Genomic DNA, 14,497 nt, shown 5'->3' with positions numbered 1-14,497 from the left:
GTTTTCCCTTCCGAATAAGCTCGTCATAATACTCAGGCGTATGGATCAAGGTTTGTATAAACTACTTCACCTAAATAGCTGCGCCTAATAGTAGATCACTTAAAGGGAACTCAGCCCGGGTTGTGCGATCTGATCAATCGCCAAACCAACCAAAATCACCAACCGGACTGAGTTATGCCGATCATAGCACCCATCCCCCGAAATGAACGACGCCAGATGCAGAAAATCATCCATAAAACACCAGATAAAAATCATGCCCGCAGGCTTATGGCTATGTTGATGTTGCACCGTGGAGAACGCGTCAGCGACGTCGCAAGAACTCTCTGTTGTGCCCGTTCATCCGTAGGCCGCTGGATTAACTGGTTTACATTATCGGGTGTCGAAGGTCTGAAATCCTTGCCTGCCGGGCGCTCTCGACGCTGGTCTTTTGAACACATCTGCACATTGTTACGCGAACTGATAAAGCACTCTCCCGGCGATTTTGGGTATCAGCGTTCACGATGGAGTACAGAACTGTTGGCGATAAAAATCAGAGAGATAATAGGATGTTCGTTACATGCCGGAACTGTACGTCGCTGGTTGCCGTTAGCCGGACTGGTCTGGCGCAGGGCAGCACCAACCCTGCATATCCGTGACCCACACAAGGATGAAAAGATGGCTGTAATCCATAACGCGCTGGCTAAATGTAGTGCAGAACATCCGGTCTTTTATGAGGATGAAGTGGATATCCATCTCAACCCAAAAATCGGCGCAGACTGGCAACTTCGCGGACAACAAAAGCGAGTGGTAACGCCGGGCCAGAATGAAAAATACTACCTTGCCGGGGCCTTACACAGCGGTACGGGAAAGGTCAGTTACGTAGGTGGCAACAGCAAAAGCTCGGTGTTGTTCATCAGCCTGCTTAAACACCTTAAAGCCACATACAGACGGGCAAAAACCATCACACTCATCGTGGATAACTACATTATCCATAAAAGCCATGAAACACAGCGTTGGCTAAAGGCGAATCCAAAGTTCAGGGTGATTTATCAGCCGGTTTACTCGCCGTGGGTGAACCACGTTGAGCGTTTATGGCAGGCGCTTCATGACACAATAACCCGCAATCATCAGTGCCGTTCAATGTGGCAGTTGTTGAAAAAGGTTCGTCATTTTATGGAAACCGCCGGCCCATTCCCTGGAGAGAAACAGGGTCTGGCAAAAGTGTAGCGGTATTAAGCGCAGCTATTTAGGAACGCCAGTTATTGATATGGAGAGTTAACTGCTGGAAATCGGCAGCTAACCCTACTGTATCATTACAAAAATCATTTGCATATTAAATTAATAATGCAGATATTTTCTATAATACTCTTCAGTATCCTGTACTGAATTAATATCCGTGTAAGATCCTCTGCATCGAATGCTTATTTGCTCATCTGGAATATCAGCGACATTCCCTATCCTTCCCTTTTCATTGCTACCTACACAAACATATACTTCATCTTCATCTGCTTCTATGCAAGCGATAAACTCATCATGATGAACACTTGCCAATGGCTCCCATTCTCCATATAAATCAAAGTTATCCATTCTACCATTCAGTAGAAACCCAACAACTTCCTTCTTCCAGAAAACTTTATCTTTTCGCATAGTTACTCCAACTCTTTTTTCACATCAACAATTTTGAAACCTGATTTACTAGTTCCTTTTCCCTTAGGCGGAACATATAGATCCTTAATTCCGAACTCATTCATTTCCTCATCTCTAAACCTATTGGGTTTTGTTCTTCCACCTCTAGTTTCAAGTTCCAGATTGAAATCTATGCCAGCACTTTTTGGACCTCTAATCGTAATAAGCTCCACATTTCTACCGTCATTTAATGCCTCACGAAATTCACGTTCTGCCCCAGCTTTATCAAAAGTTGTAGATATCACTGGACTGCTACCTCCACCAGCCTGAGCATGCTGCATAGCTCTAACCGCGTCTGCAGGATCATCAGACTCCAGTTTTCCAAGCAATTTCTTCCGCTGATTATTTGCCTGCATTATAGATTTACCTTTCTCACGCTCACGCAAGAATGCACCACCTAAAACAATATCTGAATTAGGTCTCACGGGCTGAACTCGATAAACTTCAACCAGTTCTTCACCCGCATGCGCTCTTACTCCTGTGCCCGGCGGCTCCGGACAATCTCCAGGAACGCTAGCCAAACCAAGCGGATCCACCCACCCGGTAGGGTTAGGTACATACTGCGTCTGGTTTAGGCCACCGGCCAGCCCAATCGGATCAGGGATGATAAACCTTGCGGTCTCCGGCGAGTAATAGCGATACCGGTTATAGTGCAACCCGCTTTCTACATCGAAGTACTGCCCCTGAAAACGCAGTGGTTGCGGCACAGATTCAACGAACGCTACCGCCAGATTGCCGTAGGCGCGGTACGCCGCGCTCCAGGCAATCTGTCCTTTGCCGTTGACCAGTTCCTCGGGGGACCTAGGTAGTCATTCAGATTGTTCAGGTCGATATTTTCATATCGACCTTTCTGAGCTACCTTTATATCATTTCATTCACTTTATAGTTATAAATTCCTTTTTTATTATCATCTATTTCTTGATTGATTGAGATTTCAATTGCATACTCAAGAAGTAATTTCATAAAATGGTGGGGATCTTCTAAGATGTCACCAAATACTAACTTATGCAAAGCATCTTCAAAAGACTCGTCAGCATTCAAAAGATACTTCTCAAGCACGGTAATAGTTAAAAACATCCAAGCAGGGATGATGCCAGATCACTTTTTATATATTTATCAAATAATTTAAAAATGCTTGACTTATCGGAGAAATTGCATTCAAATATATCCTCACTCCACAGTAGTGATATTTGAGTTGAAGGGGCTTAACACCCCCCCTAAAAACCCCATCGCTTTCAGCCTTTTCTTTTTATTTAATTTCACTTTTACTGTCCCCGTTTAGGATGGCTGGTTAATGGACTGCCATTATCATCAATATCTTTCCCCATATGTTGAGGCCTTTTTGAAAGACTGTTGTCACCTCTTTGTTTCAATATCAATTTGGCGTGATAAATAGAGTTAAGCTGATCTCGTTGGCTTAAATATCGTTTCGGAGCTCTAGGGGACTTTCGCTTGCCCAGCTTTCGCGGCACTTTTATGTATTACTGCTTGATAAACCGGACTGTATCCAGTGACTGGAAAGATAAGTGATGTAAAAAGCCGGAACTATCAGAAGTTCCAGCATTCTCATCTACAACATAACTAATGAATTACGTCAAGTTATCATGAGAGCAGTGGGTTAACATTTATCTAATATTGTTTATTATTTCCCTTGCTTTATAAGTCAAAACAAAACAATCCTCCAGTGGTTCTCCATCTAACGCCCAGTATTCAATTAACTGAAAATGCTTCTGGTGATTATTTGAAAGCAAATCTAATGCTTTAACGATAACTTCATTATTAGTATCCATTCCCATACTTAAACAATCATTAGTAACATCGAGTATCAATTGCATCAGCAAATCTCTCTCTGATTCTGAATAATTATCATTTGAGTAAGTTAAGATATATTTGTTCAGATATTCCTCGGTACGAAATTCCTCAGGTAATTCATATGTCCAATCTTGAGTAAAATCATCCCCGCAAGGTAAGCCAAGATCTCTGCATATCCGTTCTATTGAGTTCATTTTTTGCAACTTTATAATTTTTTTTGAGATGTGTTAAGTTATATAGCAATGACGTTATGGCAGAGCCAGAATATCAATCTGGTGGGACTGTAAGCATGATATCCGACAAGGTGATTCGGTGTGGCAAAGGAATATACTTATATAACAAAAAAGATATAAGGCCGAAAAAATCTTAACCTCCGGCCTTTCTAATCACTTAAGCATATACAACTTCGCACTGACCTATCACATCAAAGACATGATCATAAGTACTTAAAATGTAATTGTTATTTCCTCCTGAAACAATCAAATCAAAACAAGACTTCTTTATCAACTGATAGTCTGATTCATCAATCATTATTATTTTTAAGCTCTTTATGTTTTTGAATTTAAAACAAACTAGAGCTTCAATATTACTTTCTGTGGGCGGCTGACAAAAAGACAGATCAAGTAAAGCATTCACCTCAATGCTCATGGGGTACATATCTAACTTGACATCCTTTAATATTAGCGCATCTCTTCCATGTATTGTCCCGTACTGAGTTTTAATTGCTCTGTTTTCCATTTTTAATTCCTCACCCTTATATTTTTCCCACCTGTTTTAGTGGAGAACCTGTCAACTAAATTAATCCCTTTCAAATCATCCGGTGTTGCCCATCGTGTTGGAATTTGGGATATTCCAGCCTCCTTAGCTGCATATAACCTTCTGTTGTCTAAAGAAAATACTGAATGTTTGTGCGCTCCTTGTGACAATAGTTTTTCTTGGACTTCAACAGGGAGATCCACCATCCTCACTCTTCTTATTGGCTCAACTTGATTGATATATGAAGGATCATTTTTCAATCTAAATATTAAATCATTAATTTTATTACCGTCACTAAAATGTGGATTAATACTATCTTGAGAGTACTGGATAGTTTTAGGATTTATGAACTTAATTGATGGCGGACAATCTCCCAACGCATTCGCCAACCCCAGCGGATCCACCCACCCAGTAGGGTTAGGCACATACTGCGTCTGGTTCAGCCCACCGGCCAACCCAATAGGATCAGGGGTGATAAACCTTGCGGTCTCCGGCGAGTAATAACGATACCGGTTATAGTGCAACCCGCTTTCTGCATCGAAGTACTGCCCCTGAAAACGCAGTGGTTGCGGCACAGATTCAACGAACGCTACCGCCAGATTGCCGTAGGCGCGGTACGCCGCGCTCCAGGCAATCTGTCCTTTGCCATTGAGCAGTTCCTGCGGGGGGCCCAGATGGTCATTCAGGTAGTAGTAAATCTCCGACTGATATCCTTGACTCAGTAACTGCACAAGTGGGTGCTGGCTTCGCACCCACACTAGCTTGGCGCTGCGCACTTCGCGTGTCAGGTTGCCGAAGCGACATAGTCAAACCACGTTCGCAAGCAGGTTGCCACGGACTTTTGCCCCACTGCAAGTGGTGTTCGTTCACTATGCTGAGAGCCGCATTCGGTGGATTGGAATGCTCTTCAACATCATCACTGCACCAAAGTGAGTTGTTCGTAACACTACATAATTAAGGCCTCATGATTTTTTAAACTCAACTGAGTCTGGCAATGCTAGGATTTTCAAAACAGCGTTATTAGACCACGCGGAAAAAAAATTGAAGCAAATCATTTCAGAAAGGTCTTCATCTGTATATTTTTGGCTTTCATGTTTAAAGTCGTCGTTGCTCGATTCTTCGAGATGTGACAATTCACAACCAATTGAATTAAATGATAGCAAGGCAGATACATCGTTAAAATGAAGAGTGTTTTCTCTTTCCTGCCAATCAAGAACATAAACATCCACACTCCCATCCGTATTTGAAGTTATTTTTTTTAATATATTATCACTGATATTTATTTTACTTATAGCCATTATTCTATCCCTGGATGTTGTTCACCGGGCAAATGGCCAGTACCATGCCCACGTTGATAGTCTCTTGGTGTAACCTTTGTAACTCTATTTTGCCTTCCTGCTTGTCCCCAAGATAACTCTTCTGGTTTTAACTCGATGTGATAATGCTCACCATGATGTCGGGCGTTGAATGTTCCTCCATCACCAGGGTGGCTTTCATACCTGATGCGAGTATCACTATTTGGTTGCCATACCATACGGGTGGTTCCATGTTGGGTCTCCGTTATCTTGGGAGGAACACCTAATACTTTAGTTAGTTCGTTTGGATCTTCTGGAAAATGGGTATAGGCGGTTTTTCCATTTGATGTCGGGATATCAGGCTCACCCGTCTTCACCCCAGCCGGTATATCTGAGTCCGGAGGGCACCCCCCCTTCACACTAGCCAACCCCAGCGGATCCACCCACCCAGTAGGGTTAGGCACATACTGCGTCTGGTTCAGCCCACCGGCCAACCCAATAGGATCAGGGGTGATAAACCTTGCGGTCTCCGGCGAGTAATAACGATACCGGTTATAGTGCAACCCGCTTTCTGCATCGAAGTACTGCCCCTGAAAACGCAGTGGTTGCGGCACAGATTCAACGAACGCTACCGCCAGATTGCCGTAGGCGCGGTACGCCGCACTCCAGGCAATCTGTCCTTTGCCGTTGACCAGTTCCTGCGGGGTACCAAGGTGGTCAGTCAGGTAGTAGTAAATCTCTGACTTACGTCCTTTACCCAGTAACTGCGCCAGCGGCACAAAGCTGCCGGGGCTGTACAGGTAGCTTTTATAGGTCGCCAGGTGCGCCGGTTTTGGGTCATCCGCTGTGAAGATATTATCATCGTCGGCGCATTCTGCCACCATCCGCTCACCCTGCCAGAAGAACCGGGTTATGGCATCAGGCCGTTGGGCTAGCAGGTCCTGTTTTTGGATGCGTCGACCAAAGGCATCATAGGTATAGGCAAAGTGGGTTTTCTGCCCCTGGCGTTGTTCAATAAATTCCACCAGCCGATGCTGGCAGTCATAACGGAACTCCCGCACCCACAGTGGCTTGGTGCTGCGCACTTCACGTGTCAGGTTGCCAAACTCGTCATACTCGAACCGCACATCGCCTTTCTGCTTCAGCAGGTTGCCACGCACTTGTGTTCCACGGGAGGCAGCATCGTTCCCCAATACGTTACCCGCTGCATCGTGCGTAAACTGTTCACTGATACCCCTCCAGCGCAGCGCCTGCGGCAAGGCTTCGGGGTAGGCTATCGGGTGGTGCAGCGCTTCGGTCAGGCGATGTTGCTTATCGTAGCGGTATTCCCGGTTGCCTTTGTGCGGGTCGAGGATCTGTGTCAGGTTACCTGCCGGATCGTACTCGTAGCGGCGCTGCATCACCGGCGTCACGTCTGGGGCGTCACCCTCCATTTCTGCCTGGACCACGGCGGTAGCCCGTTGATGGCGCAGGCGTTGCTGCGCGTCATAATCAAACTCGCTGACCACCTCACCGGTGATGCGTCGGGTTTCCCGCTCGCCGCGATACTGGTGTTCACTCAGTATGCGGCCATTCAGGTCAATGCGTGAGACTTGCCCCTGTTGGTAGTGGTAAGCCAGCAGGTTGCCATCGGGCAGGCGTTGGCGTGTCAGGTTGCCCGCGTTGTCATAGCCGTAAAACAGGCTGGCAAAGCCCTGATACTCCTCCGTCAATCGACCAACCTCATCATAGCCGTACGCCAATGGCCAATGTCCGTCGTCCACCAGCCGTAGGCGGTTAAAACTATCGTAGGCGTAACTGACTTCCTTGCCGTCCGGCAACACCTTGCGAACCAGCCTACCGGCAGCATCCCGCTCGTAGCGAGTCACCAGCGCGGTCTGTTCACTCCGGCTGGTGCCGTATTCGGTGCGCTGGCTCAGGTGCCCGTTCAGGTCGTAGTCATAGAAGAAGTGACGTCCGTCAATGGTGTGTTCTTCACTCACCAAGCCATTGGGGTGATAGGCCAGTCGATGATGTTCGCCGTTCTGGTTGATGATGTCGCTGACGAAGTTCTTCGGGTTGTCATAGCGGTATTCCACCTGACTGAGGTCAGGGTATATCACCCGACTCACCAGATGGGAGTTTGGATGGTATTCGTATTGGGTGGTGAGCCCTTTTTCGTCACGCTCGCTGGTCACCTTGCCGTAGGCGTTATAGCGGTACTGCCGCACCGTGCCGTCCGGTGAGTGGATGGCTTCCAGACGGTTGGCTGCGTTCCAGGTATAACGGGTGCCGTTGACCCCGGCCTCGTCCAATGGGCTGTCGCTGTGCCGGATCACTTGCCCCAGCAGGTTGTAGCGATAATAGTGGGTCAGCCCGTTGCGCTGATGGTGTTCCAGAACCTGGCCAAAGGCATCGCGGACAAAGCGCTCGCGGCTGCCATCCGGGTATTGCACCTCGTTGAGTGCCCCTTGCGCAGACCACAGGTAGTGGCAGGTATTGCCCAACGCATCGGTTTCTTCCGTCAGGTTGCCCTGCGTATCGTAGCGATACCGTTCACGGATCTTGTCCTCCTGATCGAGGCTCCAGGTGGTTTTCTCTACTACTCGGCCCCGCGAATAACGGTATTGGGTCTCTTGTCCGTCAGGAGTGCGCACCCAAGTGCACTGTAGTTCACCGTTATAGCCATATTCGGTGCGGTTGCCCAACGGATCGGTTTCACTCAGCAGCTCACCGCGTTCACCGTATTCGTTGTGGTGAATCGCCCCGTCTGGGTCGACCTTCTTTATCAGGCGGCGAAAGCGGGTGTCATGTTGCCAGGTCTCCCGTGAACCGTCCTGATGGACCAGGGTGACGGCCCCGGGTTGCTCATCCCACAGAAAACGTTGGTCAAAGTTAGGCAGGTTGCTCCAGTGGCGCACCGCACGAGCTTGTTTGCCTTCCCCTTGCCATTCCCAATAAAACTCAGCCCCGCCGGCCAACTGCCGCAGGCTGAACACATAATCATCACGATACTGATAGCGCTCGGCCTCCCCGGCCGCATTGATAGCGGCACTCAGTTGCCCCCGTTCATCGTACTCATAGGTCATCAGTGGATGGAGAGCCTCTTCCCGACCCGATTCTGGGGTCAGGCTCAGCTGCGTCAGGCGCCAGCCTTGAGGCAGCTCTTGATAGCTGAACTGCAAGGCCGCACCTGCCGGATGTTCCAGCCGAACAGGTAAGCCATCGTGATAATGCAGGGTCAATCGCAACTGGCGGTGTGAAAGGCCGGTGATAAGCCCGGTCGTCTTGCCCGGCAGCCGCTGCACATGCAGCACCCAGCCTTCCATGCTACCGGCCATCAGGCAGTAGCTATCAGGTTCCTCGTTCAGATAGGCGGCGGCCCCGGCTACATAGTTAAGCCCACTTGGGGAAACTTCGGTAGGTAACGGCAGAATGGTGGTGAGGGTCTGGTGATCGGTCCAGTGCAGTTCATCACCGATAAACTCCACCTGATGTTGCAGGCTATGGCTCCAGCCAAAACCAAACACCGATGTGCGTTCGACCGCGGTGGTGCGGTACTGACGCTGGAAGATAAAGGGCGTCAGGCCAATCAGTTGCCCATCGTCCAGAGTAAGCAACTCTTCGCCGTTGATCAGCGAGACCGGGCAGCCGGTGCCGGGGGTGCACTGCGAGTTCACCGTGGGCTGGTCAGCCGCATTTGTCGCGGGGTTGTTTTTCACCGTGCCTGAGTTATCCACCAGACCAGTATGGTTTGACGAACCCAGCTGGTTTTTCCGATCCTGTTTCAACTTGGCATTGGCCTGGCGCTTGAGGTTCAGTTGGCGGGTCTTCTCAAAGAACCGTTTGACCAGTTCCAGGGTGGCAAACAGAATCGTCTTCAGCCCCTGCCAGACAGACTGCAATGCGTTGCCCAGTTTCTTGAGCAATCTGCCTACCTTATAGATCAGGAACGCCACGCCCAACCCGGCGGTCACCAGGGTCAGCAGCGCCCCGAAGACAATACCGACCAACGCATCGCTGATAATGGACCCCCCTATTTTTACCATCGGTTCCAGTAGTGCGCCCCAAGGGTACATACGCACTTGCAGTTCCACTGAGCGCATAAACAGGTACAGCGCAGCTTCATCATTGAACAGCGCCAACAGCTCGCGGGCCATCTGCTTGCTGCCTTCCAGCAGCGACTTCAGCTTCTGTTCATCTACCTGGGTGATCAGATCCTTATACTTACCCGCTTCCGCATAGATTTTCTGCCCGTACTTTGCGGGGTCGGTGATCACGTCGTAGGCCAGTTTCACGTCGTCCCACAGCCCAAACATGCCGTCGTACAACCCAGTGCCCAGCGCAGTCAACAGGCCTGCATTGATTGGACTCAACTGCCACTGCGGCCTGTAGGTCTGCCATTGCGTTGACAAGGTGTCGTACATCTCCAGCATCAGGCCGTCATAGGCTTGCAGCATCTGGTCATTGTGCTGCTCCAGCTGGGGATCGGTGGCTTTAACGTAATATTTCTTGCCCGCAGTCAGACCAGGGAAACGGGCTATGCCTTGCTCATCGGTCTGCTGGGTAGCCACCTTGGAGTCAAAACCAAAACTGACATCTTCATAGATCTCAATGGTTACATCGGGGATGGGCAGTTCAAGCGTGGACTCGTAGGCGAGAGCCACCTTGATCTCGCCACTCTTCGGGCAGGTCACTACGCTACTCTCAAAGCTGCGATCGTTTTCCGAGACCACGGTCTTGCTGTCGTTGAGCCGCAGAGTTTTTTCCATCTCCAGCGTCGGCCCACCTAATCGCCCGGAAATGCTGCTGGCCGTGGCCCACTCCTTGACGATCTGCCGATACTCTTGGGTGATCAGGGTCTTGTTTTTGAAGCCCAGCAAGGCATTGTCAATACTCGCAATATATTCGGTCGTCATAGTCCATTACTCACGGTCGAAAAGAGGAAACGTTGAAGGTGATCACCTCGAACGGATTGGTACGGCGGCTTAGCGCATCTACCAGGGCCTGGGACAACCGGGCGGTTCGCTTCTTCGGATCTGGCGTCTGTTGCCAGACCTGTGGGTAAAGCCGCAGCGCTATCTGGCGCAGAACCGGTTCTGGCACGGCTTGATAGAGTTCAAACTCATTCTCGCGCAGCCAGGTCAGCTGGTTGGCGATCAGCGGTTCTGGATCTTCATCCAGCAGAGCATCCACCATCCCTTGGGGCACCTGCCACCAGGGGCTGATCTGGGCCTGCGCAGAAGGATCTACCGGGCAGGTAAAACCCTCGCCGTTCACCCAGTAATCGGAGAATACCGGCAGGATAGAGCGCCACTCATTGCCAAAGTAGCGCAGGTAAGCTGGCAGATAGCGCCCATCCCAATAGCGGAAAAACACCGCTTTGCCGCTGGGCATGATCACCTGTGTCAAACCGGCAAGGTGGGCCGCCAGGGCAGCCTGCGGCAACGGCGAACGTGCCAGCCAGCCCCAGTTGCGTAAAGGGGTTTCTGCCACCCAGCGTAAGAATGGGCTGCCTTCGTTTAGCTGCACCAGTACCGGCATCACTTCAAACCAGTTGGCATAGGGCGTATTGGCGTAAAGCCCGTGCGGCGTGCGGCTGCCGTCCTCACGGTAATAGGCCTTGATGCCTTGCGCACCATGGGTATTGGCCAGGATGGCATACAACGGTGTACCCGCCGTGTTTCTTACCCAGTCCTGTACGGTCTGTTGCATCTCTGTACCTCCTTGAAGATGACGCAAATAGTGAGTCCACTGATGCGATCAACGTACACTTTCCATAATTAACAACGTGAATGAACAGCTATGGCTGCCAAAAAAGGTATTAGCCTGACGGGAGTATGGCGAGAGTGGCGGGTCAGATTACTGGCGAAAATACAGCGGGATGCTGAAAGCTGGATCATCCTTGCGCTCCATGCAAAGTCCTTATCAATGGGGCGTAGATTTACCACAATGTCGGTTTAAAAACGATAGTGGAAAGGGGAATAACATTAAGGAAATTGTAGGTTTTAGATTGAGGTCAAATCCGTTGATGATTTTTGCGGGTACCGTTTCTTAGGCACCCGCACTTATCGCGCAAAGTAATCAATAACATTCGTACCTGATAATGTTATCAAGACACTAGGATGTTACAGCACCTTATGCGGGCCGAAGCATTCGTAGTGGATACGTTCGGCCTCCACGCCCATCTCAAGCAACTGCTTACCCACGTGCTGCATAAACGGCACCGGGCCACAGAAGTAGTAATGCATCTGCGGATCGCTTAACTCGCTACGCAATGCGCTCAGATCCATCAGGCCCTGGCTGTGATAATCGCGGCCCTGCACATCATCGGCATTGGGTTCACGGTACCAGACATGACGGCTCAGATTAGGCATACGCCCGGCTATATCCGCCACTTCGTCGGCAAAAGCATGCACCGCACCGTTTTCTGCAGCATGTAACCAGTGGATGTTGGCCGGATGCTGATTGTTGTGCAGGGTGTTAAGCATCCCCAGCATTGGCGTTTGGCCAACGCCTGCCGAGATTAATGCCACTGGCGTAGTCGGTTCTACCTGCAGGAAGAAATCGCCGTGTGGTGCCGCAAGATGAATGATATCGCCTTCTTTGGCCTGCTGATGCAGGAAGTTGGAAACGGCGCCCCGTTCCTCACGTTTGACCGCGATACGATAATATTCCCCGTTCGGTGCGGTGGTGAGTGAATATTGGCGGATCTCCTGATGTTGCAGGCTGTCATCGTTAATATAAATCGCCAGATACTGGCCTGGCTGATAATCGGCCACGCGACCACCGTCTACTGGAGCCAGTACAAAGCTGGATATGACCTCGCTCTGAGGCTGTTTTTTCACGATGCGGAAGGCACGCAAATCACGCCAGCCACCGTCACTCTTTTCCGTTTCCTGGTAGATCTGGCCTTCACGTTGAATAAACACGTTGGCCAGCACCCCGTAGGCTTTTCCCCAGGCATCAAGCACTTCCTGGCCAGGGCTGAGCATTTCGTCCAACGTGGCTAACAGGTGGTGGCCGACAATCTGATACTGATCGGGCTGGATATTGAAGCTGGCGTGCTTCTGGGCAATGCGTTCTACCGCAGGCAGCAGGGCGGCCAGGTTTTCCAGATTGCTGGCGTAAGCGCAGATGGCATCGAACAACGCCTGGCGCTGATCGCCGTTACGCTGGTTGCTCATATTGAAAATATCTTTCAATTCAGGGTTATGGGCAAACATGCGATCGTAGAAGTGGGCGGTCAGTTTGGGGCCGGTTTCGGCTAACAGGGGAATGGTCGATTTAACGGTGGCGATGGTTTGACTATCCAGCATGGTGATACTCCTTGGCGGGCGTTTTATGTTTGTCTAATAGGTGTATTTTAAATGCATCTTATAAAATTACCCCGTGCTTGTAAATATCCCTGTTATTGTTATGGGGTTGTTAACCGTCGATCGCCTTCACAGAACATGAAAAAAGCGCATTTTGTTGATGAGTAAAACTCCGTTGCCAAAATGTGGCCTTTAAGGGTTCAAAGCCTTACGCCACGTGATGCCAATCGTTTGCGTAAAAACCTCTGTCAAGACCTATCTTCGATAGGCCGAAACGGTTTACACTGTTGCCCAGCACCCGTAGGGGTAAATTAAGTTAGCTGATTTCAGTCAGGAGATGCCGGATGTTAAAGCGTGAAATGAACATTGCTGATTATGATGCCGAACTGTGGCATGCAATGGAGCAGGAAGTCGTGCGTCAGGAAGAGCACATTGAGCTGATTGCGTCTGAGAACTACACCAGCCCGCGCGTGATGCAGGCCCAGGGTTCCCAACTGACCAACAAATACGCAGAAGGCTATCCGGGCAAGCGTTACTACGGCGGTTGCGAATACGTTGATATCGTTGAGCAACTGGCGATCGATCGCGCCAAAGAGCTGTTCGGTGCCGACTATGCCAACGTGCAGCCACACTCAGGTTCCCAGGCTAACTTTGCCGTTTATACCGCGCTGCTGCAGCCGGGCGACACCATCCTGGGGATGAACCTGGCACACGGCGGCCACCTGACGCACGGTTCACCGGTGAACCTGTCCGGTAAGCTGTATAACGTGGTGCCTTACGGCATCGACGAAACTGGGCAGATTGACTATAACGATCTGGCCAAACAGGCGCAGACACACAAACCAAAAATGATCATCGGCGGTTTCTCTGCCTTCTCCGGTGTGGTTGATTGGGCAAAAATGCGTGAAATCGCAGACAGCATCGGCGCTTATCTGTTCGTGGATATGGCACACGTGGCGGGCCTGATTGCCGCTGGCGTTTACCCGAACCCGGTTCCTCATGCCCACGTCGTGACCACTACTACCCATAAAACGCTGGCGGGTCCGCGTGGCGGCCTGATCCTGGCCAAAGGTGGTGATGAAGAGCTGTATAAGAAGCTGAACTCTGCCGTCTTCCCTGGCGGCCAGGGCGGCCCGCTGATGCACGTCATCGCCGGTAAAGCGGTAGCGTTGAAAGAAGCGATGGAGCCTGAGTTCAAGGTTTACCAGCAGCAAGTGGCCGATAACGCCAAAGCGATGGTGAAAGTGTTCCTGGAGCGCGGTTACAAAGTGGTTTCCGGCGGCACCTACAACCACCTGTTCCTGCTGGATCTGGTCGATAAGAACCTGACCGGTAAAGAAGCTGATGCCGCGTTGGGCCGCGCTAACATTACCGTTAACAAGAACAGCGTGCCAAACGATCCGAAGAGCCCGTTTGTGACCTCTGGCATTCGTCTGGGTACTCCAGCGGTGACTCGCCGTGGCTTTAAAGAAGCCGAAGTGCGTGAACTGGCTGGCTGGATCTGTGACGTGCTGGACAACCTGAACGACGAAGCCACCATCGAACGTACCAAGAAGAAAGTGCTGGATATCTGCGCTCGCTTCCCGGTTTACGCCTAAGTACTTCAATTGGTTTGCAGATAAACCCGCCTCGGCGGGTTTTTTTTAGCATTGTTGCAGCTAAACTGTGAACTGC

Annotated in this window: 12 protein-coding genes and 1 pseudogene; 2 read left to right on the top strand and 11 right to left on the bottom strand. The window is 50.1% G+C overall.

What is annotated here, in order from left to right; all coding sequences use genetic code 11:
• Positions 1–174 precede the first annotated feature (174 nt).
• A complete protein-coding gene (locus tag KGP16_RS19815) occupies positions 175–1,206 on the top strand; it encodes an IS630 family transposase (protein WP_059201542.1) in 1,032 nt (343 codons plus the stop codon).
• Between the two features lie 111 nt (positions 1,207–1,317).
• On the opposite strand, the gene KGP16_RS19810 is transcribed toward KGP16_RS19815, so the two are convergent.
• The 11 genes and pseudogenes from KGP16_RS19810 to hmpA form a co-directional block, all read right to left on the bottom strand.
• Positions 1,318–1,626 (bottom strand): hypothetical protein, encoded by a 309-nt coding sequence (locus KGP16_RS19810; RefSeq protein WP_037376419.1) that lies wholly within the window; start codon positions 1,624–1,626, stop codon positions 1,318–1,320.
• A gap of 2 nt (positions 1,627–1,628) precedes the next feature.
• Complete coding sequence (locus KGP16_RS19805; protein ID WP_223498216.1) at positions 1,629–2,186, bottom strand: hypothetical protein; 558 nt, start codon at positions 2,184–2,186, stop codon at positions 1,629–1,631.
• Between the two features lie 57 nt (positions 2,187–2,243).
• A pseudogene (locus KGP16_RS27715) lies at positions 2,244–2,372 on the bottom strand (RHS repeat-associated core domain-containing protein); the annotation flags it as partial.
• A 154-nt stretch (positions 2,373–2,526) separates the two neighbouring features.
• Entirely contained in the window at positions 2,527–2,706 is a 180-nt protein-coding gene (locus KGP16_RS19795) for a hypothetical protein (protein WP_137751187.1), read from the bottom strand.
• 584 nt (positions 2,707–3,290) lie between these two features.
• Positions 3,291–3,671 (bottom strand): hypothetical protein, encoded by a 381-nt coding sequence (locus KGP16_RS19790; RefSeq protein ID WP_071683925.1) that lies wholly within the window; start codon positions 3,669–3,671, stop codon positions 3,291–3,293.
• Positions 3,672–3,867: 196 nt separating this feature from the next.
• The gene (locus KGP16_RS19785) at positions 3,868–4,215 is read right to left on the bottom strand and encodes a hypothetical protein (protein ID WP_059201538.1); all 348 of its coding nucleotides are present in this window, start codon (positions 4,213–4,215) and stop codon (positions 3,868–3,870) included.
• Positions 4,216–4,217: 2 nt separating this feature from the next.
• Positions 4,218–4,964 carry an RHS repeat domain-containing protein gene (locus KGP16_RS19780; RefSeq protein WP_371822643.1) on the bottom strand — a complete coding sequence of 249 codons (747 nt, stop codon included), beginning with the start codon at positions 4,962–4,964 and terminating at the stop codon, positions 4,218–4,220.
• Between the two features lie 231 nt (positions 4,965–5,195).
• Positions 5,196–5,531: a hypothetical protein gene (locus KGP16_RS19775; RefSeq protein ID WP_059201537.1), complete on the bottom strand. Its 336-nt coding sequence runs from the start codon at positions 5,529–5,531 to the stop codon at positions 5,196–5,198.
• Positions 5,531–10,426: an RHS repeat-associated core domain-containing protein gene (locus KGP16_RS19770; protein ID WP_094982797.1), complete on the bottom strand. Its 4,896-nt coding sequence runs from the start codon at positions 10,424–10,426 to the stop codon at positions 5,531–5,533. Before KGP16_RS19770 ends, KGP16_RS19775 begins: the two co-directional genes overlap by 1 nt.
• Positions 10,427–10,436: 10 nt before the next feature.
• On the bottom strand, positions 10,437–11,222 hold the full coding sequence (locus KGP16_RS19765) for a DUF4123 domain-containing protein (RefSeq protein ID WP_021807200.1): 786 nt from the start codon (positions 11,220–11,222) through the stop codon (positions 10,437–10,439).
• A 413-nt stretch (positions 11,223–11,635) separates the two neighbouring features.
• Positions 11,636–12,826, bottom strand: a complete 1,191-nt coding sequence (hmpA, locus tag KGP16_RS19760; RefSeq protein ID WP_094982796.1) for an NO-inducible flavohemoprotein — start codon at positions 12,824–12,826, stop codon at positions 11,636–11,638.
• Positions 12,827–13,167: 341 nt separating this feature from the next.
• Between hmpA and glyA the strand changes: the two genes are divergently transcribed.
• A complete protein-coding gene (gene glyA, locus KGP16_RS19755) occupies positions 13,168–14,421 on the top strand; it encodes a serine hydroxymethyltransferase (RefSeq protein ID WP_024529358.1) in 1,254 nt (417 codons plus the stop codon).
• Positions 14,422–14,497: the final 76 nt, after the last annotated feature.

The organism is Serratia sp. JSRIV006, from assembly GCF_019968685.1.
Lineage (GTDB): Bacteria > Pseudomonadota > Gammaproteobacteria > Enterobacterales > Enterobacteriaceae > Chania > Chania fonticola_B.
This window is presented reverse-complemented; position numbering and strand designations above follow the sequence as displayed.